Source organism: Pseudomonas sp. NFPP24 (assembly GCF_900112095.1).
GTDB lineage: Bacteria > Pseudomonadota > Gammaproteobacteria > Pseudomonadales > Pseudomonadaceae > Aquipseudomonas > Aquipseudomonas extremorientalis.
In genome coordinates, this window is sequence record NZ_FOKD01000009.1 from 154,503 (window position 1) to 181,310 (window position 26,808).

The following is a 26,808-nucleotide window of genomic DNA, read 5'->3' on the forward strand; positions in this document are numbered from 1 at the left end:
CATAACTAATAACCATCGATCAAGGCGATAGTCATGGCCTCCCACGAAGTGCTGCAAGCGTTTGTCCAGGCCGCTACCCAAGGCTCGTTTTCGGCGGCGGCACGCAAGCTGGGCAAGAGCCAGTCCACCGTCAGTGCGGCCGTGGCGAGCCTGGAGATTGACCTGGATGTGGTGCTGTTCGACCGCAGCAGCCGCAAGCCGACGCTGACCCCGGCCGGCCATGTGCTGCTGCAACGCGCCGAACAGGTGCTGGAGGCCAGCAGTCGCCTGGAACTGGCGGCGAGCCAGTTGTCCCAGGGGTTGGAGCCGAAGGTCACGATCGCCATGTCCGATACGTATCAGTCGGAACGCTTCGAGATCGCCCTCAAGGCCTTTGAACATCGCTACCCGGACCTTGAACTGGAATGGCTGATCGCCGAGTGTGAAGACCTGATCGCCCTGGTGCAGAGCGGCCGTGCACAGATTGCCTTGATCGAAGCCCAGCACATCTACCCGCCCGACCTGACCCACTCGCCCGTGGCCGAACGCACGGAAATCGCACTGTTCGTCGCCCCCACTCACCCATTGGCGCGCGTAGAAAACATCGACTCGCAGGCCCTGCAACAACACCGGGAACTGCGCCTGGCAAGCATCATCAGCCCCAACGAGACACGCCCCATGGGCCGGGTGTGGTCGGCGCCGAGTTTTCTGATGCTGATGGAGATGGCTCAACTCGGTTTCGGCTGGGCGGAGTTACCACGCTGGTTGGTGGAGCGCTTTGGTAATGCCGAACTGATTGAACTCAACGTTCGGGGTTGGCCACGCTCGGTGGCGGTGGATGCGTTGTGGTCGCGACAACACCCACCTGGGCCGGCGGGCAGTTGGATGCTCAGTCAAATGCTCGAATGACACCGCCTACAGGTTTTGCAAACGTTGTTCGAGGAAACGTCGTTCCGGGCCCTGCTGGGTCAGCGACTGGGCTTTTGCGTAGGCGGCGCGCGCCTCTTCGACGCGCCCCAGTTGCCGGCAGAACTCCCCCCGCGCCGAATGCACCAAGTGGTAATCCAGCAACTCGCCGCGTGCCAGAATGCCCTCCACCTGCTGCAACCCCGCCAACGGCCCATCGCGCATGGCCAGGGCTACCGCGCGGTTCAGTTCGATCACCGGTGACGGCACGGCCCTGAGCAATACATCGTAGAGCCCGACGATCTGCGGCCAGTCCGTCTCATCGGCACGCGCCGCTTCGGCATGCACCGCGGCGATGGCGGCCTGCAGGCAATACGGACCAAAGCGCCGTGTGCCCAGCGCGCGCTCGACCAGGGCACAACCTTCGGCAATCAACGAGGCGTCCCACAGCGAGCGATCCTGCTCAGCCAGCAGCACCAACTCACCCTCGGCCGAGGTGCGCGCCGGGCGGCGGGACTCGTGCAGCAGCATCAAGGCCAGCAGGCCCATGACTTCCGGTTCGGGCAGCAACTCCAGCAGCAGGCGCCCCAGGCGAATCGCTTCGCGGGTCAACTCCTCGCGGGTCAGGTCGGCACCGATGGACGCCGAATACCCCTCGTTGAACACCAGGTAAATCACCCGCAGCACCGCATCCAAACGCTCCGGCAGCGCGTCCCTGGACGGCACTTGATAAGGGATTTTCGCCTCGCGGATCTTGCCCTTGGCGCGCACGATGCGCTGGGCGATGGTGGCCGGCGTGGCCAGGAACGCCCGGGCAATTTCCTCGGTGGTGAGGTCGCAGATCTCACGCAGGGTCAGCGCCGCCTGGGCATCTGCCGCCAGTGCTGGGTGGCAGCAGGTGAAAATAAGGCGCAGGCGGTCGTCTTCCACGTCTTCATCGCTCCAGTCAGCCGCTTCCAGCGTGTCGGCCTGCTCCTGCAACAACGGGGTAAACCGCGCCTGGCGGCGCAGACGGTCGATAGCCTTGAAGCGCCCGGTCGACACCAGCCATGCCCTTGGGTTGGCTGGCACACCGTCCAGGGGCCAGCGCTGCACGGCGACGAAAAACGCGTCGTGCAGGGCTTCTTCGGCCAGGTCGAAGTCGCCCAGCAAGCGAATCAGCGTTGCGAGAACCCGACGTGATTCGCTGCGGTAAAGGGCATCGACCGAGGTTGTTGCAGTCACAGATTCAATTCACGCACGGGACGCACTTCTACACTGCCGACCCGGGCGGCCGGAATACCGCCAGCCACCTGGATCGCTTCGTTCAAGTCACGGGCCTCGATCAGGTAGAAGCCGGCGAGCTGTTCCTTGGTTTCGGCAAACGGCCCGTCGGTGATCGACAGCTTGCCATTGCGCATGCGCACGGTGGTGGCGGTGCTCACCGACTCCAACGGCTCGGCGGCCAGCATGCGACCGCTGGCCTGCACGGACTGCGCGTAGGCGAAGCACTCCGGGTCGGCGGGGCTGTCCGGCGAGGTGTGCAGCACCTGTTCGTTGCTGTAGATCAGGCACAGGTATTTCATGGCGTTCTCCGTTTTCGGATTGCTGACTATAGATCGCGCAGGTCAAGGTTTCAGGTCGAACAGACCGGCGCCGGTTTCCATGTCAAAAGGCGCGGACCAGTGCTCATGCACCACCTTCCACTGCCCGTTGATGCGCTGGTAACCGGCGCTGACCCGCATCCAGCACGTCTTGAGCACGCCATCCGGCCCGGCGCCACCACAGTGGGCGAGCCAGTGGGCAAAGGCGCTGTCTTCTCCGGCTACGATATGCAGCTCATGAAAGTCGAAAATGCCGGGGCCGGGGCAGAACTCCATGCAGGCCTTCCAGTGCGCCTGGTAGGCGGCCTTGCCTTTGAATTGCAGGGCGCCAACGGCGTCGAACGCGACGATATCCTCGGCATAAAAGCTGACAATCTTGTCGACATCCTTGGCGGTGACAGCTTGCTTCCATTGTTCGATCAGGGTGTTGATGGCAGTGCTCATGGCGATACTCCTCGGGTTGGAAAACATCACGGAAGACACCCTTGGTCGAATGGCCCGCCGACAAATCGACACCCCGCTTAAAAATAATTTCGCCTTCGGCAAACCCGCTAGAATCCACGCCTCTTTGTAGGATTTCGGATGCGCCACCGATGGAAACCCGCCTCGTCGCCTATGAGACGCTGAGCCTTGTGCAGAAACAGCAACTCGACACCCTGCAAGTGCATCCCGAGCAACTGCCGTACTCCGGCGATATCTACTGTGCGCTGAACAGCCTGCTGGTCAATCCCAGCACCGGTGCCATCAAAGGCTTCGCCCTGCTCGCCGATGAAATCCCGGTGGCCTTCCTGCTGCTCAAACGCCCACCGTGCCTGCCCCATTGGGCCGATGAGCACAGCGCGACCCTGCATGCGTTGCAGGTCGATCGGCATCAACAAGGGCGCGGGTTCGGCAAGGCGTGCTTGCAGGCGCTGCCGGCGGCGGCATTGGCTGCGTGGCCGCAGATCAGGGGCCTGGAGTTGTCGGTGGACGCGGACAATGTGGCGGCGATGGGGTTGTATCTGTCGGCTGGTTGGGTCGATAGCGGGGAGGCGTATAAAGGGCGGATCGGGTATGAGCGCAGATTGAAGAGGGTGTTTAACCCAGCCCTTTGATGTCACGTAAACATGACTTTCAGACGTTAATGTCCTGTTTACGTGACATCGGCGAGTGCTTCAGCCTCTTTCGCCCACCGGCAACCAGATCTCCACCGTCCCGGTGCCCTTACGCGCATCAAAATCCTCGCTGTAGCGTTCGAAATCCGCACCCATCACCTTGTAGCCCGAGTGCGGCAGCCACTCGAACTTGATGCGTTCGTACGTCTGTTCCAGCGCCTGCACCGGCCCGTAATGCGGGAACACGGCATAGTTGAGCGGCGGAATTTCGATGTATTCAAAGTTGCTCGGCACGTCGCCCTTGTTGGGGACTTCGACACCCGCCATGTAGTCGAATTCGCCATGGTTGGGGTTATGGCAAACGCCATAGGTCACACCGCCGACGCGCTTCTTGATGTCCTTGATGCAGGTGTCGAACAACTCCCACAGCTTGGGGATATCGCCCACGGTGGCCTTCGAATAACGCCCTTGTACACCGGCAATCACCAGGGCCTTGCCTGCTTCCATGCGTGGCTCCAACGGTTGTTTTGTCTGCTGATCCATACGAACAGTCTCCTTCTTATGAGGGAACAAACCCGTATCGAGTATAGGGGCATATCCACGCGCTACTCCATGCAGAAAATTTTCCTACGCATCTGGACAACTGGCCATCATCGACCGTATTGTCTGCCCCGCAGGCCACCGCAGTGGCCGACGTCGCTCGGACGGTTCCGGGCGCTTACGTACTCTCGAGGCAACAATGGCCGACCAAGGTTCGCCGCGCCGCTTTGCGCGCATAGATCGACTCCCCCCGTATGTTTTCAATATCACTGCCGAGCTGAAGATGGCTGCGCGTCGGCGCGGCGAAGACATCATCGACTTGAGCATGGGTAACCCTGACGGCGCCACGCCTGCCCACATCGTGGAGAAAATGGTCACCGTCGCCCAGCGTGAAGACACCCACGGCTACTCCACCTCCAAAGGCATTCCGCGTCTGCGCCGGGCGATTTCGCGCTGGTACAAGGACCGCTATGAAGTGGACATCGACCCCGAGTCGGAAGCCATCGTCACCATCGGTTCCAAGGAAGGCCTGGCGCACTTGATGCTCGCCACTCTGGACCAGGGCGACACGGTGCTGGTGCCCAACCCGAGCTATCCGATCCACATCTACGGTGCGGTGATTGCCGGTGCCCAGGTGCGTTCAGTGCCGCTGGTGCCTGGCGTGGACTTCTTCGCTGAGCTGGAACGGGCGATTCGCGGCTCGATCCCCAAGCCGAAAATGATGATCCTCGGTTTCCCGTCCAACCCTACCGCGCAGTGCGTGGAGCTGGATTTCTTCGAACGCGTGATCGCCCTGGCCAAGCAGTACGACGTGCTGGTGGTGCATGACCTGGCCTACGCCGACATCGTCTACGACGGCTGGAAAGCCCCGTCGATCATGCAAGTGCCTGGCGCCAAGGACATCGCGGTGGAGTTTTTCACCCTGTCCAAGAGCTACAACATGGCCGGCTGGCGCATCGGATTCATGGTGGGTAACCCGGAGCTGGTCAACGCCCTGGCGCGGATCAAGAGCTACCACGACTACGGCACCTTTACCCCGCTGCAAGTCGCCGCGATTGCTGCATTGGAAGGCGACCAACAGTGCGTGAAGGACATCGCCGAGCAGTACCGCCAGCGCCGCAATGTGCTGGTCAAGGGCCTGCATGAGCTGGGCTGGATGGTGGAGAACCCCAAGGCGTCGATGTACGTCTGGGCCAGGATTCCCGAGCAGTATGCCGCCCTGGGCTCGCTGGAATTTGCCAAGAAATTGCTGTTGGAGGCGAAGGTATGTGTGTCGCCCGGGATTGGATTTGGCGAGTATGGCGATGATCACGTGCGCTTTGCGCTGATCGAGAACCAGGACCGGATCCGCCAGGCAGTGCGCGGGATTCGCGGGATGTTCCGGGCGGATGGCCTGGTCACCAAAGCCTGACCGGATCCACCTGTAGAACTGCAGTCAAAACTGTGGGAGGGGCTTGCCCCCTCCCACATTTGTTCCACGGTCTGGCTTAGACCACCAACGACAGCAGCATGATGAAGATCAGCGCGACCACCGACAGAATGGTCTCCATCGCCGTCCACGTCTTGAACGTCTCGGCCACGGTCATGTTGAAGTACTGCTTCACCAGCCAGAACCCCGCATCGTTGACGTGAGACAGGATCAACGAGCCCGCCCCCGTCGCCAGCACCAGCAGCTCACGGTTAACCCCCGGAATCATCCCCACCACCGGCACCACGATGCCCGCGCCGGTAATGGTCGCGACGGTAGCCGAACCGGTCGCCACACGGATCACCGCCGCCACCAGCCACGCCAGCAGGATCGGGTTGATCTGCGCGTTCACCGCCATGTGGCCGATCACATCGCCCACGCCGCTGGTCACCAGCATCTGCTTGAAGCCACCACCGGCACCGATGATCAGGATGATCGCGGCGGTCGGCGCGAGGCTGGCGTCGAGCAGCTTGAGGATCTGCTTGGAGTGGATGCCCTGGCGATGGCCAAAGGTGTACAGCGACAGCAGCAACGCCAGCAGCAAGGCGGTGATCGGGTGACCGATCATGTCCATCCAGTTGCGTACCACGTTGCCTTCGGCAAACGCGATGTCGGCGAAGGTTTTCAGCAGCATCAGGAACACCGGCAGCAGCACGGTGACCAGGGTAATGCCGAAGCTCGGCAGGTCTTTGTTCTCAGGCTCGCGGGCCAGTTGATCGACCAGTTCCTGGGACGGGTTGCCCGGGATGTACTTGGCGATGAACGTACCGAAGATCGGGCCGGCGATGATCGCTGTCGGCAGTGCGACGATCAGGCCGTAGAGAATGGTCTTGCCGATGTCCGCGCCAAACACGCCGATGGCCAGCAGCGGGCCCGGGTGCGGAGGCACCAGGCCGTGTACCGCCGACAGGCCGGCCAGCAACGGAATGCCGATCTTGATCAGCGACACACCGGTACGGCGCGCGACGATGAACACCAGCGGGATCAGCAGCACGAAGCCGATCTCGAAGAACAGCGGGATGCCCACCAGGAACGCGGCGAACATCATGGCCCACTGGACCTTCTCTTTGCCGAAGGCGCGGATCAGGGTCTGGGCGATCTGATCGGCACCGCCGGATTCGGCCATCATCTTGCCGAGCATCGTACCGAGCGCGAGGATGATGCCGACAAAGCCGAGCACTCCGCCGAAGCCGTCCTGGAACGCCTTGATGATCTTGTCCACGGGCATGCCCGAGGTCAGGCCGAGGAAGCCGGCCGCGATGATCAGTGCAATGAACGGGTGCACCTTGAACTTGGTGATCAGAACGATCAACCCGATGATGGTAACCACTGCGTCTAGCAGCAGGTAGGACTCGTGGGACATGCCAAACATGGGGGGTCTCTCCTGTTTGTTGTTGTTATTAAAGCGGGTGTTGAATTTCCTGCCGGGGACAGCGCTATCTTTTCCGGCAAAAAATCAATGGGTTGGTTCAAAGCCGTGTTGCAGCCACCAGGCATTGGTCTGCTCGGCCAACTGCTCGACGCTGTCTTCGCTGGCATTGAGGGCCAGGGTCAGCGGCTCGCCCTTGGGCGATTCAAGGGTAGCGAACTGGCTGTCTATGAGGCTGGCCGGCATGAAATGCCCGGGGCGATGGGACACACGGTCGGCGGCCACTTCACGGGTCAGTTCCAGGAACACAAAACCCAGGCCCGGGGCGGCTTCGCGCAGGTGGTCGCGGTATTTCTTCTTGAGGGCGGAACAGGTGAGCACGGGATGCTCGCCCGCCTTGAGCGAACGGCGCAGTTCATCGCACAGGATGTCGAGCCAGCCGGCGCGGTCGTCGTCGTTGAGGGGGTGGCCGGCGCTCATCTTTTCGATGTTGGCGGCGGGGTGAAAGCTGTCGCCTTCGATCGCGGTGGCGCCGTTCAGGCGGCACAGGGCCTCGCTGACACTGGTCTTGCCACAGCCGGCGACACCCATGATGACCAGGGCGGTAACAGGTTGACTCATGAAACACCTCAGGACGCAGATAGCGCTACCTTTGCACGCTGTAAGGCTAGTGCAAAAACAGGCTTTCCCGCGCCGTCTTGTCATTTTTATGGAGTGACGCGTGCATCCTCTCCAATCATTTGAACCGGATCAGGCAACCCAGCGTTCAAGCATTTGCAGCTACTTGGAGACAGCGCTACCTTAGTGCCTCGATTTTTGTTTGGCAAGCCGCCTGATGACCTCCAAGAACGATAAAAAAATGCGCACCACGGGTCGCCCGACCCTTAACGAAGTCGCCCGCCTGGCCGGCGTCAGCCCGATTACCGCCTCCCGCGCCCTGCGCGGCATCAGTACCGTCGCCACCGAACTGGTGGAGAAAGTACAGCAGGCCGCCGCCGAACTGAACTATGTGGTCAACCCCGCCGCCCGCGCCCTGGCCTCGGCCCAGAGCCATTCGGTGGTGGTGTTGGTGCCGTCGTTGTCCAACCTGCTGTTTATCGAAACCCTCGAAGCCATCCACCAGGTTCTGCGGCCCAAGGGCTTCGAAGTGCTGATCGGCAATTCCCACTATTCCCGCGACGAAGAAGAAAACCTGTTGCGCAACTACATGGCCTATCAGCCACGGGGTTTGTTGCTGACCGGCTTTGATCGCACCGAAAGCGCCCGACGAATGGTCGAGGCCAGCAATGTGCCTTGCGTGTACATGATGGACCTGGACCCCAACGCCGGGGTGAACTGCGTGGGCTTCTCGCAACTGGCGGCGGGTGAGACGGCGGCGGCGCACTTGCTGTCCCGTGGGCGCAAGCGCCTGGCGTATATCGGCGCGCAACTGGACCAACGCACGCTGTTGCGCGGTGAAGGTTTCCGCCGGGCGCTGCAACAGGCCGGCCAGTACGACCCGGCGCTGGAACTGCTGACGCCGCGCCCTTCCTCAGTCGGCCTGGGAGGTGAATTGTTCCTGCAGTTGCTGGCAACCCATCCGGACGTGGATGCGATCTTTTTCGGCAACGACGACCTGGCCCAGGGCGCCCTGCTGGAGGCCATGCGCCATGGCATCAAGGTGCCGGAGCGCGTGGCTGTGCTGGGCTTCAACGATTTACCGGCGTCGTCGTTCATGGTGCCGCGCCTGAGCAGTATCAGTACACCAAGGGAAGCGATTGGTCGGCGGGCGGCGGAGCATCTGCTGACGATCATGGCGGGCAGCAAAATCGCCAAGCCGGTGGTGGATATGGGCTTTGAATTGCAGATACGGGAAAGCACTTGACCCATGTGGTAGGGGGCAACCCCCCTCCCACATTGCTATCACCCCTGCTAGATTGAGCCTTCTCCAAATGCCAGGGAAGCACCATGGGACACTCACTGAAAATCTTGGGCCGCACCTCTTCCATCAACGTGCGCAAAGTACTCTGGACCTGCCAGGAACTGGGCATCGACTACCAGCGCGAAGACTGGGGCATCGGCTTCAAGCCCACTCAATCCGCTGAGTTCCTCGCCCTGAACCCCAACGCCCAGGTACCGGTGCTGATCGACGACCACGGCGTGCTGTGGGAGTCCAACACCATCTGCCGCTACCTCGTCGGCCTCTACCAACGCCACGACCTGCTCCCCGCCGAACCCGCGCCACGGGCACGCGTGGAACAATGGATGGACTGGCAAGCCACCGAACTCAACCCGTCGTGGGGTTATGCGTTCCATGCGCTGGTGCGCCAGAACCCGGACTACCAGGACCCGCAGCGCATCCAGGCTGGCGTGCAAGCGTGGAATGACAAGATGGGCCTGCTCGAACAGCAGTTGCTCAAGACCGGCGCCTACGTCGCGGGCGATGAGTTCACCCTGGCCGACATCCTCATCGGCCTCTCGGTGCACCGCTGGCGCAACGCCCCACTGGCGCATCCCGACTACCCTGCGGTGCAAGCGTATTACCAGCGCCTCAGCCAGAGCTCCGGCTTCAAAACCTTTGCCCTCGACGGCCATAACTGAGCACGCTGCGAGAGAAAGCATCCCCAGGATGGCGCGTTTCAAACAGTCGAGATTCCGATCACTTATTGAGTTTTCCCATGCCCGTACTCTCTAGCACCGACGGCATCGACCCGATCCGCGCCGCCCACATCAGCGCACGCATTGACCGCCTGCCCGCCGTCGCCACCGTCTGGCGCCTGGTCGCGCTGCTGTCGATCGGTGGTTTTTTCGAGCTGTATGACCTGTTCCAGACCGCCTACATCAGCCCCGGCCTGATCAGCGACGGGATTTTCCACACCGGCAGCGAGGGTGTGTTCGGCTTCTCGGATCAGGCCGCCTTCGCCTCGGCGACCTTTCTCGGTCTGTTCCTCGGCGCCAGCCTGCTAAGCCCCATCGCCGACCGCTTCGGACGCCGGGCGATCTTCACCTTTGCGTTGATCTGGTACACCGTCGCTACCGTGTTGATGGGGCTTCAAACGTCAGCGCTGGGCATCATCGGCATGCGTTTCCTGGTGGGCATCGGCCTGGGTATCGAACTGGTGACCATCGACGCCTACCTCTCGGAACTGGTGCCCAAGCGCATGCGCAGCTCGGCGTTTGCCTTTGCGTTTTTTATCCAGTTTCTGTCGGTGCCGGCGGTGGCATTGATGTCGTGGTGGTTGGTGCCGCAAGCGCCATTCGGCGTGTCGGGCTGGCGCTGGGTGGTGCTGAGCAGTGCGGTGTTTGCGCTGTTTATCTGGCAACTGCGCAAGCGCCTGCCAGAGTCACCGCGCTGGCTTGCGCAAAAGGGCCGCTTCGCAGAAGCGGGGACGATCATGGACAACCTGGAAGCACGCTGCCAGAAAGACCACGGCAAACCGCTGGACGAACCCGAGCCGCAAGCCGTCAGCGTGCAAGGCAGTGGCCGCTTTGCCGATATCTGGCAACCGCCGTACCGCCGCCGCGCGTTGATGCTGATCGTGTTTCATGTGTTCCAGGCCATCGGCTTCTTCGGCTTCGGCAATTGGTTGCCGGCGTTGCTGTCCGGCCAGGGCGTCAGCGTGACCCACAGTTTGCTCTACGCCTTCATCATCAGCCTCGCCTACCCGTTGGGGCCGCTGCTGTTCGTGAAGGTCGCCAATCGCTTTGAAAACAAATGGCAAATCGTCGGATCGGCGCTGGGCGCGATGATCTTCGGCAGCCTGTTCGCCCTGCAAACCACGGCGGTGGGTCTGGTGATCTGCGGGGTGATGATCACCTTCTGCAACGCCTGGCTGAGCTTCAGCTACCACTCCTATCAGAGCGAACTGTTCCCCACCAACATTCGCGCACGGGCGGTGGGTTTCTGTTACTCGTTCAGCCGTTTGTCCACGGTGTTCAGCAGCTTGTTGATTGGTTTTATCCTCGAGCATCTCGGCACGCCTGGAGTGTTGGCGTTCATTGCCAGCAGCATGCTGATCGTGATGATCACCATCAGTTGGTTCGGGCCGCGTACGCGGAACCTGGCGCTGGAACACATCGCCCATTGACGGCAACGGCTGGCCGCCGGCAGGACAACCCTTGCCGCGCAGGCCACGCCATCCCTAATAAAACCGGGCACTTCACGCCCGGCACGCTATTTGCTCCACCTGTGGCACCGCACATTTCCACAGGTGACCGATCATGCTGGTTAACAACAACACCCAAGCCGTGTCGACCGTTCAACAGATCAAACGGCCCGACATGGACCCCGCCAACGCCGCCGCCAGCGCGCTGTACAGCGGTGCCCTGCAGGCCGCGCAGCAAAGCGTGACCGTGCCGGCCGCGCAGAAGGAACTGGACAAGGCCGCCGACCGCATCGACGAAGCCTTCGCCAAGACCCGTGTGCAGTTGCAGACCAGCGCGGCGACCTCGGATGTGCCGGCTACCAGCGCCACCTCCGGCGCACGTGCCGAATTCACGGACTACATGAGCAAATCCCCGGCCGAGCGTATCCGCGAGCAATTGCTCAAGGAGCAGGGTTTGACCGAGGCGGATGTGCAGAACATGTCCCAGGAAAAGCAGGACGCAATTTCCAAGCAGGTGGCTGAACGCCTGAAGCAGCAGCAAGAACAGCAAGTAGCGGCGAAAACCGCTGAGCCGCAGGCGCAGACAGTCAAAGAAACCCTGGCTGCGATCTGACGCCATCCGCCCCTGCGGGAGCGAACGCGCTCCTGCAGGCTATTGCAGTTGCAATGTCGAGTTGAACTGCCCGATCGCATCCACCACATGCCGTGACCCTTCCTGGATTTCCAGGATCACCTGCCCCGCCTCATTCGCCAGTTCCACCCCCAGCCCCGTGCGGCTCAAGCTCGACTGCATGCTCGACACCGCGCTCAGCGACAGGTCGTGGTTCTTGCGCACCACATCGACAATCTCCACCGTCGCCTGGCTGGTACGTGCCGCGAGGCTGCGCACTTCATCGGCCACCACCGCAAAGCCGCGCCCATGCTCGCCCGCCCGCGCCGCTTCAATCGCCGCATTGAGCGCGAGCATATTGGTCTGTTCGGCAATACTGCGGATGGTCTGCACGATGCTGCCGATGATGTCCGATTGCTTGTTCACCGCATCAATGCTCTGCGCCGCCTGGTTCAGGTCGTTGGAAATTTCTTCAATGATCTGCACGGTCTGCTGCACCACCTCCGAGCCCTTGCGCGCGCAGACATCGTTTTGCACTGACGTCGCGTGAGCCGAGTCGGCGGCGTTGCGCAGGGTGGTGACCTGGTCGGTAATGTCGCTGGCGAACTTCACCACTTTGTACAGGCGCCCGCTGGCGTCGAAGATCGGGTTGTAGGACGCCTCCAGGAACAATGTCTTGCCGTATTTGTCTTTGCGCTCGAAACGGTGCGAGTGGTACTCGCCGCGGTTCAGGGACGCCCAGAACGCCTTGTAGGCTGGCGACTCGACGTCACGGCGATGGCAGAACAGGCTGTGGTGCTGGCCGACGATTTCATCCAGGGAGTACTGCACGGTTTTCAGGAAGTTTTCGTTGGCGTTGAGGATCTGGCCCTGGGGAGTGAACTCGATTACCGCCATGGAACGGCTAATGGCATCGATCAGGCTCTGGTTTTCATGTTCATGGTGAACCCGCGCGGAAATATCCGAAGCGACCTTGATCACGCTCTGCACGTGATTGTCCTTGTCCAGCACCGGCATGTAGCTGGCTTCGAGCCACACTTCCTGGCCGTGCTTGTTCAAGCGCATGAAGGTGCCGCTGAGCGCCTCGCCCCGCGCCAGGTCGTGCCATAGCTTGGCGTAGGCGTCGGTGTGGGTGTAAGCCTCGTCGCAAAAGATGCGGTGATGTTTGCCACGGATGTCTTCAACGCTGTAGCCCATGGTTTTGCAGAAGTTGTCATTGGCGTCGAGGATCACGCCGCCAGGGTCGAATTCGATCATGGCCATGGAACGGCTGATGGCGGCGAGCTTGGCGTTGGATTCGGACAGGGCGCAGGAGAAACGTTCGATTTGCTGCAGGTCGGATTTGTGGTGGAGGTTGAACATGTTCGGATCACCCTTCAATTACCAGCGCCTGGCGGGGCGCATTCCATTCACGGATCGAATACAGTCGCAAACCATCCAAATCGCTTTATATGCCAAGCGTCATCAACGGTTCTGGATGAGCATAGACAGGGCTTGGCACTCTGCAAGCTACTATTCAGCCAGCATTTCTAACAATGCACGGGCGGCGGCTGAAGGTGGACGATTTGGCGTACCGACCAAGGCAAATTCACGGTGCAGCGGCACCTTCAGTGCCATCACCCGCAACCCCTTACGCTGGATGGGCAGGGCCATTTCCGGCACCAGCGTAACGCCAACCCCCTCGCGCACCAGGCTGAAGGCACTGTTCCATTCGCGCACTTCCACGCGGATATCCCGCAGGGTCAGCCCCGCTGCGGCCCCCAGGCTGCGGGCATTGGCGGTACAGCCACCGGTGGCCAGTACGAAAGGCTGCTCCAGTAACTCCTCAAGCGACACACACGCATCAGCCGGGCGTTGCGCCAGGGCATGGTTCGCTGGCAGCACGGCCATCCATAAGTCACGGCCCAACACGGTGGCATTGCGCTCGGGCGCGGGGTTGAGCACCACGCCCAGGTCGATGAGGCCGGTGTCGAGCAGGGTGAGTACTTCGTTGTCGGTGACATCCAGGGTGGTGACCTCGATGCCGGGATAGAGCTGCGCAAAACGCTGCAACGCGGGTGTCAGAAACGTCGCCAGCACCCTCGGGAAACTGGCGATGCGAATCGTCCCACGCAGCATGGGCCTGGCTTCGTCCACGGTGCTGCGGATCGCCTGCAAGGCACCGAGCATCACCCGCGCCTGTTCGATCACACTCAAGCCCAACGCCGTAGGCAAGGTCTTGCGCGGTTCACGGGTGAACAGTTGCGCGCCCAGCGTCGCCTCCATGCCGGCCATGGCCTGGCTGGCAGCGGACTGGGTCATGCCTACCCGCTCGGCGGCGGCGGTGATGCTGCCGTGATCGGCCACGGCCACCAGCAGGCGCCAGTGCATCAGGTTCATCATGGCAGTAGCTGTCCTTATGGCAGGGGTCTGAAGGTTTAATTTTACGCACGGTGCCACGCCCGCGAGACTGGCGCAAATTCAACGGAGCTGCCCCAGATGAAACTGTATTTCTTCCCTCACGCCTGTTCCCTCGCCCCGCATATCGTGTTGCGCGAATTGGCGCTGCCGTTCGACCTGGTGCTGGTCGATAACCAGGCCAAGACCACCGCCGAGGGCGAGGACTTCCTGCAGATCAACCCCAAGGGCTACGTCGCCGCCCTGAAACTGGACAACGGCCAGGTACTGACCGAAGCCAGCGCGATCCTGCAATACCTCGCCGACCTGAAACCCGCCGCCGGCCTGGCCCCTGCCAATGGCAGCTGGGAGCGGGTGCGTTTGCAGGAATGGCTGAATTTTATCGCCACCGAGATTCATGGCGGCCTGGCGGTGTTCTTCAACGACGCGATCCAGGGCGACGTGCGCGCGCTGTTCGAGGCCACACTCTTCAAGCGTTTCGCGGTGCTGGTGCAAACGCTGGAGCGCCAGGATTACCTGCTGGGGTCGCACTACTCGGTGGCGGATGCCTACCTGTTCGTGGTGCTGCGCTGGGCCGCGTTTCACGCAATTGACCTGGGCCGGTGGCCGGCGCTGGCGGCGTTTCAGCAACGCGTGGGTGAGCGACCTGCGGTGGTTGCCGCATTGGCCGCTGAAAACCCATGAGTTGAGATGAAGCGGCTCAGCGCCAACACATCCACCGAGCCCGAGCGATCCTGATCCAGGTGCGCCACCTGGCTGCGCACCTCGGCATGGATCTGCCCGGAGCCCTGCCCCAATCGCAACGCACCCCGCAGGTCCACCGCCTGCGCCGCGACGATCAGCTCGATGCTGGCCAGCCACACGACCCGCTCGACCAACCGCCGGGTCTTGTCGACCACCGCCAAGGCCTGCCCCGCATAGTCTTCGACACGATCCGCCACCGGCACGCTCACCGCCGGCAGCGGATTGGCCAAGTGTCCGATTTCCGCGACCAGCGCCGAACTGGTGCGCTGCAACGCGGCCATGCCGACATGACCTGGTTGAGTGATCAGGAAGCGCGGCAAGTCACTGGAGCCAGGCGAGAGCAACTTGGCGATGCGTTCTGCACTGCACGCCGCCACTCGATTCAGCGCCAGGCCCAGCCCTTCTGCGGCGAGTGCCAGATGCGTGCTGTCGAAATTCGCCGTGGCCAACACCAGCGCTTCCTCGCTGATCAACCCCGGATTGTCCGCGCCGCTGCGCAGTTCCAGTTCGATCAGCTCATGCAACTGGTGCAACGCCTGCTGCGCCGCGCCCTGGACCACCGTGGCGCAGCGAAAGCTCAGTGGGTCTTGCAGGCGACGTGGGTTGTCCGCCAACTCGCCCCCCGCCAGCAAGCGCAACAGCGCCGCCGATTGCTCGGTTTGCCCCGGGGCCGGGCGCAGGCGTGAGGCCCATGGCTGGAACGCACTGAGATTGGCGCGGTAGCCTTCACACGACAACGCCAGCGCCGCGAGCACAGCCTCCAACGCCTGCTGCGCCTCAGCCACCAGCAACGCACCGAGCCCAACGCTGGCGGCATTCGCCGACACCAGCGCCAAGCCATCCTTACCGGTCAAAGGCACCGCCAGCGCCAGGCTCAGGTGCGACAATGGCGCCAGGTCGCTTTCGCCCAGGGAACCCAGCAACGGCACCTCGGGCTCGACGCCCGAGTTGAGCAGGTCCAGCAATGCCTGCGCCGCTGCCGGTGAAATCCCCGAGCGACCCTGGGCCAACCCGGCCAGGCGCGCCGCGGTGATGGCGCGCAACTCCTGGCGATTGGCAAGGCGCCCCACCCCCACCGCACGCCCCAACGGAATGCTCGCCTGCACCGGCGCCACCGGCGTATCCACCGCCGCGCCAAGGCCGGTGTTGACGCCATAGATCGGCGTGCCGTCAGCCACCAGTTTCACCAGCAGCCGATGGCCTTCGTCGATACGTTGACGTGCCGATTGACTGAAATCCGCCGGTATATCCTGCCGCGCAATCGCCAGCAAATCCGCCAGCACCAAGCCTTGGGGATCGAAGTGAATCATGCCCAGCGCAACCGCTGGCCGATGCCCAGGCGCCTGGATTTCTCCAGCAGCGCATGGCCCAATGCGATATCACTGAGGCTCAGCCCGCGATGCCAGAACAGGATGGTTTCCTCGGGGGTTTCCCGGCCATTCTTCAAGCCGGCCACGATCTGGCCCAACTCGGCATGCAGGGTCTCGGCGCTGAGTTTTCCTGCATCGACATGGGCACGCAACGAACCGAACAGACCGCCCTTGCACTGGCCCCAATCATCCACCACCAACTTGCTCATGATGTCGGTGAGCGACAGTTCCACCGCGCTCATGGTGCCGTAGGGCACCACGAAGGCGCCGGGTTTGATCCACTCGGTGCGCAGCAGCGGTTCGGGCTGGTCCAGGCGCGAGGCCTCGACGACGATGTCGGCACCACGCACGGCGGATTCCCAATCGCCGGTGACGATCACCGGCTTGCCCAGGTCCCGGCGCAGGCGTTCGGCAAAGGCCTCGCGGCTTTCACTGCGGCGCGAGTGCACGCGGATTTCGTCGAAGTCGAACAGGTGATCCAGCAGGCGCACGTTCCAGTAGGCCGTGCCGCGCGCGCCGATATGCGCCAGCACTTTACTGTCGGGCCGGGCCAGGTATTTGGCGCCGATGGCCGTGACCGCGCCGGTGCGCATATCGGTGATCGCCGAGGCATCCAGGATGGCCCTGGGAATCCCGGTGGCCGGGTCCAGCAGGTTGAGAATCGCCAGTTCCGAGGGCAGGCCCTTGCGATAGTTGTCGACAAAATCCCCAACCACCTTGACCCCGGCATAACCGATAGCGCCGCCAAGCACACCGCGCAGCACGTTGAAGTGGCCGTTGATCTCGCCACCGGGAATCAGGTGGGTACGCGGCTCGATCACCGCCTCGCCACGGCCCTGGATCGCCAGGCTGGCTTCGATGGCGCTAAGGATTTCATCGTTGGAGAGACCCAGTTCGTCGATGTCGAGGCCGTTGAGAAAATCGATGTAGATCGGTTGCATGGTCTGCTCACTGATTAAGGGCTTTTGTGGTTGTGGCAAGCCCGCTCACCACACATTCATGGCGCCTTGAAGACGGCTTGCTGCACGTCGACCTTTTTCGGGATCAGGCCGTTGGCGAAAAACAGGTCCGCTGTGCGTTGCTGGGTCGCGACGTCCGAGGCTTGCAGCGGCCGGATCGGCGCGGGCGAGCGGTGTTCGAAGTAGCTTTTCACCACCGCCGGTTGCAGGCCCAGGGTCTTGGCCATCAGTGCGATGCTTTCTTCGGGCTTGTCGAGGGACAGGCGCTGCGCCTTGCCCAGGGTCTGGATGATCGTGCCGATGGACTGCGGGTACTGCTTGGCAAACGGGCTGCTGACCACAAAGAAACTGCCGGCCGGGTTGAGGCCCTGTCCGTCACCCAGCACACGGGCGGAGCCGTCGACCACGGCGGCGGAGTAGTACGGGTCCCACACCACCCAGGCATCGACTTTGCCTTGCTCGAACGCAGCACGACCATCGGACGGCGACAGGTACACCACGTTCACGTCCTTCCATTGCAGGCCGGCGCGCAGCAGGCTTTTGAGGAACAGGTTGTGCGCGCTGGAGCCCTTGAGCAGCGCCACGCGCTTGCCCTTCAGTTCAGCCACGCTCTGCACCGGACTGGCCTTGGGCACCAGCACCGCTTCGGTCTTGCCCTCGTTGGGCTCGACGGCGAAGTATTGCAAGTCGATGCCGGCGGCCTGGGCAAAGATCGGCGGGATGTCGCCGATATTGCCGATGTCCAGGCTGCCGCCATTCAGCGCTTCGATCAGCGGCGGGCCACCGAGGAATTCGATCCACTGCACCTGCGTGCCGGGCAGCGCCGCTTCGAAGAGTTTGTGCTCACGGGCCAACACCATGCTCACCGAGCTTTTCTGGTAACCGATGCGCAAGGTGGAGGGCTCGGCCGCCAGCACGTGACCGGCGATCAACGAAAGTACAGCTGCAGCGAAGACTTTAAGCATCAGAGCGCTCCCTTGACCTTGGCCGCGACATCCGCCGGCACCCATTGTTGCCAGACGTCTGGATGGTCCTTGAGGAACGCCTCAGCCACCTGGAGGGGCGGCGTGCGTTTCTCGCTCATGTCGCCGAGAATGCCGTTGAGCAGATCAATCGGCAGGTCGACCTTTTCAAACACACTCACCAGTTGCGGGTACTGCGCCTTGAACGGCGCCGACACACCAATCGCCAGGCGTGCCGGCATCGAGCGGGTGCCGATGGGGTTGGGGTTTTTCGCGTCGGACAGGGTCTTCCAGGCATCAGCGTTGAACGGCGGCTCTTCCAGCTTGACCAGCTTGAACCGGCCCAGCAGCGGCGTTGGCGACCAGTAGTAGAACAACACCGGCTTGCCACGGCGGATCGACGAGGCCACTTCGGCATCCAGCGCCGCGCCGGAGCCGGTGCGGAAGTTGACGAAGCTGTCAGTGAGTTTGTAGGCCTTGAGTTTCTGGCTGTTGACGATCTCCGAGGTCCAGCCGGTGGGGCTGTTGAGGAAGCGCCCACGGCTCGGATCTTCGGGGTCGCGGAACACATCCTTGTAGCGCGGCAGGTCGGCCACCGACTTCAGGTCCGGCGCCAGGGGCTTGATACCGCGCGCCGCATCGCCCTTGATCACGAACTCCGGCACCCACCAGCCTTCGGTAGCGCCTTTGACCGTGTCGCCCAGGCCGAACACCTTGCCCTCGTTTTCCGCCTTGACCCACGCCGGACTGCGCCCGGCCCACTCTTCGCCGATCACCTGGATATCGTCCTTGGCCAGGGCGGCTTCCAGGCTCACGGTGCTGCCGGGCAGGGTGTCGGTGGGCAAGCCGTAGCCCTTCTCGACGATCAGGCGCAGCACCTCGGTGATCAGGCTGCCGCTTTCCCAGGTGATGTCACCGAAGTGGATGGGTTTGACGGCTTCGGTGGCGTGGACGGTTGGGGACAGCAGGCTCAGGGCCAGCAGGCCGCCGCCCAGGAGTTTCTTCAGATGCTTCATCGGCAACCTCATAGTTGTGCGGTGATGTTCGTTAAAAGTCATAACTGAGCCGCGTGTAGTAGAACGCCCCTTCCGGCGCCGACGGCGACAGGTAGCTGTACTGCTGGCCCGGGGTCTGGCGCAGGCGGGTGTTGAAGTCGTCGGGTTTGCTGTCGAACAGGTTGTTGGCGCCGATCGACAGGCTCAGTTGCTGGGTGAACGCGTAGTTCACGTCCAGGTCGGTGTTCCATTGCGCGGCGAAGGTCTGGTCGTACTGGGCATTGGCTGCGCTGGCGGCGTATTTGCGGTACTCGCCGTAGCGGGTTTCGCTGAGGGCGATGGTCCAGGCGCCGATGCGGTGGGTGGCGCCGAGCACCAGCTTGTCTTCGGGGTAACCGTGCTCGAGGAAACCACGGGCTTCGCGGGTGAGGATGTCGAACCCGTTGGGGTTCTCGTGGACCTTCTCAATCGTGGTGCGCGCCTTGGTGTAACCGGCCGACAGGCTCAATGCGCCGTACTGCGCCAGGTCCAGGTTGTACTTGCCGACGATGTCGACACCCCGCGTGCGCGTATTGGCCGCATTGGTCATGAACTGCGCCCAGGTGTACTGGCCAAACCCGGCCTGCTGCAGGATCTGTTCGGCGCGCGGCCCGGAAATGCCGCCGCTGTAGAGCAGGCGGTCACGGATCGAAATCTGGTAAGCGTCAATGGTCAGGGACGCGTTTTCGACCGGCCGCAGCACCAGGCCCAGGGAGTAGTTGGTGGACTTCTCGGGCTTGAGCGGCTCGGCGCCCAGGGCACGGGCGGCCGGGTTGTCGGCGGGCAGCATGCGCGTCAACACCGGGTTGCCGTTGATGTCGACGTTGGTGGTGGTGGTCCACGACGTGCCGATCTGGCCCAGGGTCGGTGCGCGGAAGGAGTTGTTCACCGTGGCGCGCAGGCCCACCTGCGGGGTGAAGTCATAACGCGCCGAGAGCTTGCCGGTGGTGGCCGAACCGAAGTCCGAGTAGTGCTCGGTACGCCCGGCCAGGCCGATCTGGAATTTATCGGTGAGCTGATGTTCGAGGCCGAAGTACACACCGCCGACTTCACGCTTGTAGGTGCCGGCGTCATCCGGCGTGAGCCCGGAGGCTTGCACCGCACCGACCTGCACGCCGTTGATGCCGCCAAAGGAGTAAGACTCGTAGTCGCCCTCTTCCAGCCGATATTGCTCATGGCGGTAGGCAATGCCCGCCGAGACGGTCAGCGGATGGCTCGACCAGTTGACGTCCAGATCCTTGGCGTAATCCAGGCCGAGGTTGGTCTGCTCGTTGACCAGGGTGGCCACGTCGAACTTGGTCGGGCTGTTCAAGCCGTAGCTGGGGTTGACCGTGTTGAAGGCCAGTTCATCGTGCTGGTCGCGCCCATAGGTGGCACTGAGGTCGAAGCGGCCGAGGGTCTCGTCTTCGTAGCGGGTGCCGACGGTCAGCGCACCGTCTTCATAGCGGTAGCGGTACTTGGGAATGGTGCCGTTGGGGTAGATGCCCGGCACGTTGTTCGGGTTGTTGGCCAGCAGCGGCGGCGTGTTGTTCACCGACTTGTCCTGGCCGAAGGTGGCGAAACTGTAGAGCCGCCACTGGTCGTTCAAGCCGATTTCGGCATTCGCCGCCAGGTTGAATTTATCGCGCCCGGCACCGCCCCAGCGGGGGTCTTGCAGTTGGCCGTCGGCGACATATTTGTCGCCAATGTCGGTGGGTTTGTTGTTGAGGGTGTTGAAGCTCAGCGTGAGGAAACCATCCCCCGGCAAGCCCAGGCCGTACCAGCCATCGGTGGTCTTGCTGAAGCCGTCGCCCTGGGCGTATTTGCCCAGCTGGGTGTTGACCTGGCCGCCGCTGTCACGCTCCTTGAGCACGATGTTGACCACGCCCGCCACCGCATCCGAACCGTATTGCGCCGAGGCGCCATCGCGCAGCACTTCGACGTGGTCGATGCTGCTGATGGGGATCATGTCCAGGTCCACCGGCTGCGCGCCAATGAACGGTACGCCACCGGAGATGTTCACCACCGCCGAAGCATGGCGGCGCTTGCCGTTGATCAGCACCAGCGTCTGGTCCGGGGCCAGCCCGCGCAGGGAAGCGCCCTTGGGGTTCTGGCCACGGGTGGCGCTCTGGTTCTGCGGAAAGTTGAACGACGGCAGCAGTTGGAACAAAGCCTGGTTGAGGCTGGTGGCGCCGGTCTGCTTGAGTTCTTCGGCGTTGATCACATCCACCGGCGCGGCGCTGGTGAGGGCCGTGGCGTCACTGCGCCGGGTGCCGATGGCGACCACGCGGTCCAGGGTCGGTGCTTGCGCGGCACTGGTTTGCGCTTTGACGTCGCGGGTGGCGTTGTTGCTCGCGCTTTCCTTGATGATGAACGCGCCGTCCGGGCTGACCTGGACGTGCAGGCCGGTGCCCTTCAGTGCGGCGTCGACGGCCTGTTGCGCCGACAGCGAACCGTCTACGCTGGACGAAGAATAGTTCGCCAACTGTGGCGTGAACGAGATCACTTGGCCGCTTTGCCGGCTGATATCGAGCAGTACTTCATCCAACGGGCCAGGGGCAATGTGGTAGACCTGGCGCGCCTCTTCGGCACTGGCGGCGAACGAGAAAAACAGACTGGCCAACGGCACCAGGGCAAAGGTTCGACGCGGCACACGGTTGAACTGACTCACTTTGGCTCCCCCCAAGGAAACTCGAGAACGCTGCTCCCCGCAGCGCTTACGGGAGTGATGTGGCACGGCCGGGGGAAAACTTGCAGATCGTTTGGTTATGTCGATAGAACCAAGGTCACGCGGCATTGACGTTCACCCACAGACCGGTGCGGCGAGTGATGTGGATCGGCAAGGTTCGCGCCAGGGTATCGAGGATTTGCTGGGGGTTGTCCAAGCGGTACAGGCCGCTGACACGCAGGCCCGCCACGGAGGGGTCCAGGCGCAACACGCCATTGTGGTAAGGCCGCAGCGCCTCGATGACTTCAGACAGCGGGCGGTCGCGCACTTGCAGGAAGCCGTCGACCCAGGCCGTGGCTCCGGAGGAGCTGGCCTGCACCGGGCCGAAACCGGCACGGTCATAGCGCACCTCATGGCCGGCGGCAAGTTGCAGGCGCTCGCCGTTCTGGCTGTCGATTTCCACCGCGCCGTTCAGCGCGACGACCTGGCCGTGCCCTGCCCGCTCGCGCACCAGGAGGCGGTTGCCATAGGCACGCAAACGCGCCTGGTCGGTCTGGATCATAAAAGGCCGAATGCGATCGCCAGCCACCTTGGCCAGCAACTCGCCTTCGCGCAGGCGCACCAGGCGCCGTTGTGGGTCGAACTGAATATCCGCCGCGCTTTGCGCGTTGAGCGACAGCTCGCTGCCGTCGTCCAACGTGACGGTGCGGCGCTCGCCGGTGCCGGTGCGGATATCCGCCGTGAGGTCCGCCAACGGCACACCCAGCGGCTTGGCCAACCAAGTCGCGCCGGCAGCCACACCAGCACCGACCAGCGCGACCTGTAACACCTGGCGACGGCTGGACGGTGCGTCCAATGCCTGCTGCAACAGCTGGCCGCTGACCCCTTGTGCCTGGGGAATCTGGAACACGCCGAGGCGCGTTTCCAACTGCCGGCACAACGCGTCATGGCGTGGGTCGGCGGCACGCCAGAGTTGGTAGCGCTGCCAGTCGCCCGCCGTGGCCTGGCCGGAACGCAGCAGCACGTACCAGCGCGTGGCGTCGTTGATCAGGTCGTCGTTCATTCCAGGCACAGCCGCAGGCAACGGTTGAAGGCGCGGGTCATGTAGTCGCTGACCGAGCGCTGGGAAATCCCCAGCTCGGCGGCGATTTCCGGGTAGGTCAGGCCATTGAGTTGCGAAAGCAAAAAAGTCGCCTTGACCTTGGCCGGCAAGCCGTCGAGCAGCTGGTCGATGGCGTGCAGGGCTTCGAGCATTTGTGCCAGCTCTTCCGGGGATGGCGCGGTAGACGTCGTATCGTTGTCGAGGGCATCAAGGTAGGCACGTTCCAGGTCACGGCGACGCCACAGCTGGTACATCAGGCGCTGGGCGATCGTAGTGAGCAAGGCGCGGGGCTGGCGGATCGGCACCACACCCGGCGCACTCAGGAGCTGGACGAAGGTGTCGGCGGCAATGTCTTCGGCGTGGGCGCGGGAATCAAGGTGGCGGTGCAAACGGCTGCACAGCCAGCCGTAATGACTGCGGAACAATCCGCCCACGTAATCGCTGTGAGAAGTGTCGGCGCCGGACATAGTGGCTCCATTTGAGAGGGTTGCACGTTATGTCCGGTGTTCCGGTGGAGCGATCCTAGCAAGGCTGCTTATTCTTTAATAATATTTAAAAGGTATTTTTATATAACTCTATTGAAGTACAGGATAGCCGACGCTGACGGCCTGATCCTGGTAGGTCAAGAGCACTGCGTAGTCGTCTTCGCTGGCGGGGAATACTTCATGCAAGCCCAGTGTTTCGGCCACCTCGGGTAAGTCCTGCAACGCCTGGTTCATCGCCTGGCGGACCTGGACCACCTGTTCATCGCTCAAGCCCGGCGGGCCGATGTAGGGCAAGGTCGGGCTCGGCGCGCTGTGGGTGACGATGCGCAGCCCCGCCACCTCTTGCGGCGCGAAGCGGGCGAGGTAGTCGTAGGTCACGCTGTCGATAGCGGCGAGGTCGGCACGGTCTTCGCGCAGCCAGCGCAGGCTTTCGCGATGGGCGCCGCTGATGCCGACACTGGCGAAGAAACGCCCGTCGCGCTGCAACGGCGCCAGGCGTTCGCGCAACAGGTTCATGCCGCTGTTGGAGTCGTGGCCGTTGATCACGCCACGGCTGTTGTAGAAGTCCGCCAGAGGGTGGCGCGGGTTGTCGTCGCGGGTCAGCAACAGGCTGCAATGTTCGCCCCGGCTGCTGTGGGGCAGCTCATAGCGCGGTCGACCGATCACGCGGACCTGGCCGCGCAATTGGGTCATCAGTGGATAACCGCAGGTTTGGGTCACCAGCAATTCGGGGGCGAGCCACAGGCCGGGCAAGTCCAGATGATCGGCATTGAGACGGCGCAGTCCGAGGTGTTCAAGGATGCGCTCCAGCCACTGTTGGTTGGCCTGCCGGATCGGCTCGGGCGCGACATACATCAGCAGTTCGGCGTAGTGCTCACTCATGCTCGTCTCTCACGCAAAGGGGTGCCGGGGGCTGTCGATGGCCTTGAGCCCGTGGCGGCCGATCAACTGGCCGTAGCCTTGCACCAGGAAGCCGCCGCTGCGCGCGATCCATTGTTCACGCCGGGCACGGTAGACCGTGGGCAGCAAGTACCAGGGCAGTTTCGGCAAATCGTGGTGCACCAGGTGCAGGTTGTTATTGAGGAACAGCCAGGTCCACGGCCAGGACGCTTCGTTGAGCACGCTGCGTTGCTCGGGCCGGGGGTGCGGGCGGTGTTCATAGTAGGAACGGATCGAGGCCAGGGACAAGGCCGGCACGCTGACCAGCAGCAGGTAATGCCCCACCGACAGCGCGCTGCAGTGGGCGATGAATATCAACATCAGCATGGTGACGGCACCGTGGGCCAGCCACATCGGCCATACCTGGGGCAGGCGCTGGCATTCGTGGCGGATCAGGCGGCCAATTGCCAAAGGGGCAGAAAGCAGGAAGCGGCCGAGCACGGTCTTGGTCACCCCGTGCACGCCGCGTTCGAACAGCGAGCTATGGTCCCATTGCTGCTGGGTGAGGTAGCGGCTTTCCGGGTCGATGCCCGGCAGGGTCAGGTCTTCGTCGTTGTGGTGCAGCAGGTGGCTGTCGCGGTACAACGTGTAGGGGTACCACACGGCAAAGGGTGCATAGCCGAGAAGTTTATTGAGCAGCAGCGAACGGGTGGGATGGCCGTGGAGCAGTTCGTGTTGGACCGACAACCACAGCGTCACGAGCGGGATCAACAGCAGTGTGCTCAACCACGGGCCCAGCCAGTGACTGCCAAGGATCACGGCAAACCAGCCGGCGTATACGCCGATCAACAGTAGCCAGGTCGGCCATTCGGTTCTGGCGGTAAAGCATTGGGCCAGGGTTTCGATTTCCCGGCGTTGGGCAGGATCAAGGTAGTGGGCCATCGGCAGCTCAGAGCAGGTGTTTCCTGCTCTGTGCAATGGCGCGGGAAAATCTTGCAGATCGTTTGGCTATAAGCTTGTAACTCAGTGACCGAACAGGCCTGTCTCGGTTTTCTTGGCTTTCTTGTCGGCGCGTTTTTCATCCGCGGTCTTCGCCGGTTTTTTCTTCGCGGCTTTCTTTGAATCCATACCTTTGGCCATGATGCGTACTCCACTTTAAGGGGTTGCAGTCATGGGTATACCACCTATTGCCTCGCACAAGGCGTTTATAATCCCCGGCCCTTGATCACGCTGCCTGAAGACCATGCCCCCATTGCACATCGAACCGCTGGCCGAGCCCTTGTGGCCCCTGCTGAACAAGTTTTACCGCAGCCACAATTCGTCGATGAAAGCACTCAAGGGCGGGCGCTTGTGGGTGGCGCGCGACAGCGAGATTGTCGCCGGCCTGTGCCTCACGCCCGTGGTTGGCGGGCAGTGGTTGACCGGGGTGTTCGTTGACCCGGCCTATCGCGGCCAAGGCTTGGCGGCGCGGCTGATCACGGCGGCTGCGGCCGATGTGGACGGTATGTTGTGGTTGCTGTGCCATCCGGAACTGGAAGGGATGTACCGGCGCATGGGCTTCACCCAGGACACGCTGTTGCCGCAGTCGCTCAACGAACGGCTGGTGCGCTACAAGCGCAACAAACCGATGATCGCGATGGGCTTAGATCGTTTGGTGAGGTCGACCACCGATAATGTGTGATCAGCATGTACAGGGCCCATGCTAGCCTCGGCGGCACAATGGCCCTTTACAGGATGATCATGAAAACGACGCTCGCAGCTCTCTCCCTCACCGCCCTGCTCGCCCCGGCCTTGAGCCAGGCCGCCGATGCACCGATCAGCGCCCGGCAGTACCAAAGCGTGCTGGCCGGCAGTTGGCGCGACCCGGCCAACAGTGCCCGCGACGGCTATCGCCACCCGCAACAGACCCTGGAGTTTTTTGGCCTGGGCGCCAGGCAAACCGTGATCGAGATCACCCCGGGCGGCGGCTGGTACAGCGAAGTACTGGCGCCGCTGCTCAAGGATCACGGGCAGTACATCGCCGCCGTGCAGGCCGCGAGCAGCAGCGCCTACGCGCGCACGTCGGAAGAGAACCTGAAGAAGAAATTCGCGGCCGACCCTACGCGCTACGGCAAGGCCTCGGTGGTGGAGTTCGATCCCAAGGCGCCGGTATTCGGCAAACCCGCTTCGGCGGATGCGGTGCTGACGTTTCGCAATGTGCATAACTGGGTAGCGGCAGGCACCGCGCCGGCCACCTTCAGTGCGTTCTACCGGGTACTGAAACCGGGCGGTGTGCTGGGTGTGGAAGATCACCGGGCCAAGGACGGGGCGGATCTGCAGGCAATCAAGGACAGCGGCTACCTGACCACCGCCCAGGTGGTGAAGCTGGCGACCGATGCCGGGTTCAAGCTGGCGGGACAGAGCGAGGTGAATGCCAACCCGAAGGACACCAAGGATTACCCGGCGGGCGTGTGGACGTTGCCGCCGACGTTGAAATTGGGAGAGCAGGACAAAGCGAAGTATGTGGCGATTGGCGAGTCGGATCGGATGACGTTGCGGTTCGTCAAACCGACCCAATAACCCGCCTTGAAATACAGTCACCCTGTGGGAGGAGGC

27 protein-coding genes and 1 pseudogene are annotated in these 26,808 nt (G+C 62.7%); 10 read left to right on the top strand and 18 right to left on the bottom strand.

Going from position 1 to position 26,808, the window contains the following annotated elements:
- Positions 1–33 precede the first annotated feature (33 nt).
- On the top strand, positions 34–888 hold the full coding sequence (locus BM026_RS20310; protein WP_092247065.1) for a LysR family transcriptional regulator: 855 nt from the start codon (positions 34–36) through the stop codon (positions 886–888).
- 6 nt (positions 889–894) lie between these two features.
- Here the strand turns inward: BM026_RS20310 and BM026_RS20315 are convergent, their stop codons facing one another.
- Genes BM026_RS20315 through BM026_RS20325 form a run of 3 tightly spaced genes read right to left on the bottom strand, consistent with a single transcriptional unit; the run spans position 895 to position 2,912 of the window.
- Positions 895–2,109, bottom strand: coding sequence for an RNA polymerase sigma factor (locus tag BM026_RS20315; RefSeq protein WP_093529856.1), 1,215 nt, complete (start codon positions 2,107–2,109; stop codon positions 895–897).
- The gene (locus BM026_RS20320) at positions 2,106–2,450 is read right to left on the bottom strand and encodes a YciI family protein (protein WP_016978318.1); all 345 of its coding nucleotides are present in this window, start codon (positions 2,448–2,450) and stop codon (positions 2,106–2,108) included. Before BM026_RS20320 ends, BM026_RS20315 begins: the two co-directional genes overlap by 4 nt.
- A 42-nt stretch (positions 2,451–2,492) precedes the next feature.
- Positions 2,493–2,912 carry a YybH family protein gene (locus BM026_RS20325; protein WP_093513940.1) on the bottom strand — a complete coding sequence of 140 codons (420 nt, stop codon included), beginning with the start codon at positions 2,910–2,912 and terminating at the stop codon, positions 2,493–2,495.
- A 149-nt stretch (positions 2,913–3,061) separates the two neighbouring features.
- Here BM026_RS20325 and BM026_RS20330 point away from each other — a divergent pair, with 149 nt between their 5' ends.
- Positions 3,062–3,562 carry a GNAT family N-acetyltransferase gene (locus BM026_RS20330; protein WP_071489485.1) on the top strand — a complete coding sequence of 167 codons (501 nt, stop codon included), beginning with the start codon at positions 3,062–3,064 and terminating at the stop codon, positions 3,560–3,562.
- A gap of 60 nt (positions 3,563–3,622) precedes the next feature.
- Here the strand turns inward: BM026_RS20330 and BM026_RS20335 are convergent, their stop codons facing one another.
- Positions 3,623–4,105, bottom strand: a complete 483-nt coding sequence (locus BM026_RS20335) for a GyrI-like domain-containing protein (protein ID WP_093529858.1) — start codon at positions 4,103–4,105, stop codon at positions 3,623–3,625.
- A 196-nt stretch (positions 4,106–4,301) separates the two neighbouring features.
- On the opposite strand from BM026_RS20335, the gene alaC reads away from it, so the two are divergent.
- A complete protein-coding gene (alaC, locus tag BM026_RS20340) occupies positions 4,302–5,513 on the top strand; it encodes an alanine transaminase (RefSeq protein ID WP_093529860.1) in 1,212 nt (403 codons plus the stop codon).
- Positions 5,514–5,589: 76 nt separating this feature from the next.
- Here alaC and BM026_RS20345 read toward each other — a convergent pair whose 3' ends face one another.
- The gene (locus BM026_RS20345) at positions 5,590–6,942 is read right to left on the bottom strand and encodes a GntP family permease (protein WP_058423189.1); all 1,353 of its coding nucleotides are present in this window, start codon (positions 6,940–6,942) and stop codon (positions 5,590–5,592) included.
- Positions 6,943–7,026: 84 nt separating this feature from the next.
- Positions 7,027–7,560 (bottom strand): gluconokinase, encoded by a 534-nt coding sequence (locus BM026_RS20350; protein ID WP_071489482.1) that lies wholly within the window; start codon positions 7,558–7,560, stop codon positions 7,027–7,029.
- A 211-nt stretch (positions 7,561–7,771) separates the two neighbouring features.
- Here BM026_RS20350 and BM026_RS20355 point away from each other — a divergent pair, with 211 nt between their 5' ends.
- The 4 genes from BM026_RS20355 (at position 7,772) to BM026_RS20370 (ending at position 11,637) form a co-directional block, all read left to right on the top strand.
- A complete protein-coding gene (locus BM026_RS20355; protein ID WP_175507960.1) occupies positions 7,772–8,803 on the top strand; it encodes an HTH-type transcriptional regulator GntR in 1,032 nt (343 codons plus the stop codon).
- Between the two features lie 83 nt (positions 8,804–8,886).
- On the top strand, positions 8,887–9,519 hold the full coding sequence (locus BM026_RS20360; RefSeq protein WP_093125393.1) for a glutathione S-transferase family protein: 633 nt from the start codon (positions 8,887–8,889) through the stop codon (positions 9,517–9,519).
- Between the two features lie 77 nt (positions 9,520–9,596).
- Positions 9,597–11,006 (top strand): MFS transporter, encoded by a 1,410-nt coding sequence (locus BM026_RS20365; protein ID WP_093529862.1) that lies wholly within the window; start codon positions 9,597–9,599, stop codon positions 11,004–11,006.
- Between the two features lie 133 nt (positions 11,007–11,139).
- On the top strand, positions 11,140–11,637 hold the full coding sequence (locus BM026_RS20370; protein WP_071489477.1) for a hypothetical protein: 498 nt from the start codon (positions 11,140–11,142) through the stop codon (positions 11,635–11,637).
- A gap of 39 nt (positions 11,638–11,676) precedes the next feature.
- On the opposite strand, the gene BM026_RS29645 is transcribed toward BM026_RS20370, so the two are convergent.
- The 3 genes and pseudogenes from BM026_RS29645 to BM026_RS20380 form a co-directional block, all read right to left on the bottom strand.
- Positions 11,677–12,246, bottom strand: a complete 570-nt coding sequence (locus BM026_RS29645; RefSeq protein ID WP_371322067.1) for a methyl-accepting chemotaxis protein — start codon at positions 12,244–12,246, stop codon at positions 11,677–11,679.
- Positions 12,220–12,996, bottom strand: a pseudogene (locus BM026_RS29650) (PAS domain-containing protein); the annotation flags it as partial. The pseudogene BM026_RS29650 and the gene BM026_RS29645, both read right to left, overlap by 27 nt.
- A gap of 150 nt (positions 12,997–13,146) precedes the next feature.
- Positions 13,147–14,016 (bottom strand): LysR family transcriptional regulator, encoded by an 870-nt coding sequence (locus BM026_RS20380; RefSeq protein ID WP_093529864.1) that lies wholly within the window; start codon positions 14,014–14,016, stop codon positions 13,147–13,149.
- A gap of 96 nt (positions 14,017–14,112) precedes the next feature.
- On the opposite strand from BM026_RS20380, the gene gstA reads away from it, so the two are divergent.
- The gene (gene gstA / locus BM026_RS20385; protein WP_093125380.1) at positions 14,113–14,715 is read left to right on the top strand and encodes a glutathione transferase GstA; all 603 of its coding nucleotides are present in this window, start codon (positions 14,113–14,115) and stop codon (positions 14,713–14,715) included.
- Here the strand turns inward: gstA and BM026_RS20390 are convergent.
- From BM026_RS20390 to BM026_RS20430, 9 genes are all read right to left on the bottom strand, one after another.
- Positions 14,655–16,085, bottom strand: coding sequence for an aromatic amino acid lyase (locus BM026_RS20390; protein ID WP_093529866.1), 1,431 nt, complete (start codon positions 16,083–16,085; stop codon positions 14,655–14,657). The genes gstA and BM026_RS20390 overlap by 61 nt on opposite strands.
- Complete coding sequence (locus BM026_RS20395) at positions 16,082–17,086, bottom strand: ornithine cyclodeaminase family protein (protein WP_093513935.1); 1,005 nt, start codon at positions 17,084–17,086, stop codon at positions 16,082–16,084. Before BM026_RS20395 ends, BM026_RS20390 begins: the two co-directional genes overlap by 4 nt.
- Positions 17,087–17,142: 56 nt before the next feature.
- Entirely contained in the window at positions 17,143–18,069 is a 927-nt protein-coding gene (locus BM026_RS20400) for an aliphatic sulfonate ABC transporter substrate-binding protein (RefSeq protein WP_092247027.1), read from the bottom strand.
- Positions 18,069–19,082 (bottom strand): ABC transporter substrate-binding protein, encoded by a 1,014-nt coding sequence (locus tag BM026_RS20405; protein WP_093529868.1) that lies wholly within the window; start codon positions 19,080–19,082, stop codon positions 18,069–18,071. The genes BM026_RS20400 and BM026_RS20405 overlap by 1 nt, the downstream gene beginning before the upstream one ends.
- A 31-nt stretch (positions 19,083–19,113) precedes the next feature.
- A complete protein-coding gene (locus BM026_RS20410; protein ID WP_093529870.1) occupies positions 19,114–21,750 on the bottom strand; it encodes a TonB-dependent receptor plug domain-containing protein in 2,637 nt (878 codons plus the stop codon).
- 115 nt (positions 21,751–21,865) lie between these two features.
- Positions 21,866–22,810, bottom strand: coding sequence for a FecR domain-containing protein (locus tag BM026_RS20415; RefSeq protein WP_093529872.1), 945 nt, complete (start codon positions 22,808–22,810; stop codon positions 21,866–21,868).
- Positions 22,807–23,316: a sigma-70 family RNA polymerase sigma factor gene (locus BM026_RS20420; RefSeq protein WP_093529874.1), complete on the bottom strand. Its 510-nt coding sequence runs from the start codon at positions 23,314–23,316 to the stop codon at positions 22,807–22,809. The genes BM026_RS20415 and BM026_RS20420 overlap by 4 nt, the downstream gene beginning before the upstream one ends.
- A 108-nt stretch (positions 23,317–23,424) precedes the next feature.
- Positions 23,425–24,216, bottom strand: a complete 792-nt coding sequence (locus BM026_RS20425; protein WP_093513932.1) for a phosphate/phosphite/phosphonate ABC transporter substrate-binding protein — start codon at positions 24,214–24,216, stop codon at positions 23,425–23,427.
- 9 nt (positions 24,217–24,225) lie between these two features.
- The gene (locus BM026_RS20430; RefSeq protein ID WP_093513931.1) at positions 24,226–25,155 is read right to left on the bottom strand and encodes a fatty acid desaturase; all 930 of its coding nucleotides are present in this window, start codon (positions 25,153–25,155) and stop codon (positions 24,226–24,228) included.
- A gap of 301 nt (positions 25,156–25,456) precedes the next feature.
- Between BM026_RS20430 and BM026_RS20435 the strand changes: the two genes are divergently transcribed.
- Positions 25,457–25,894 (top strand): GNAT family N-acetyltransferase, encoded by a 438-nt coding sequence (locus BM026_RS20435; protein ID WP_092247006.1) that lies wholly within the window; start codon positions 25,457–25,459, stop codon positions 25,892–25,894.
- 59 nt (positions 25,895–25,953) lie between these two features.
- Positions 25,954–26,772 carry a class I SAM-dependent methyltransferase gene (locus tag BM026_RS20440; RefSeq protein WP_093513930.1) on the top strand — a complete coding sequence of 273 codons (819 nt, stop codon included), beginning with the start codon at positions 25,954–25,956 and terminating at the stop codon, positions 26,770–26,772.
- Positions 26,773–26,808: the final 36 nt, after the last annotated feature.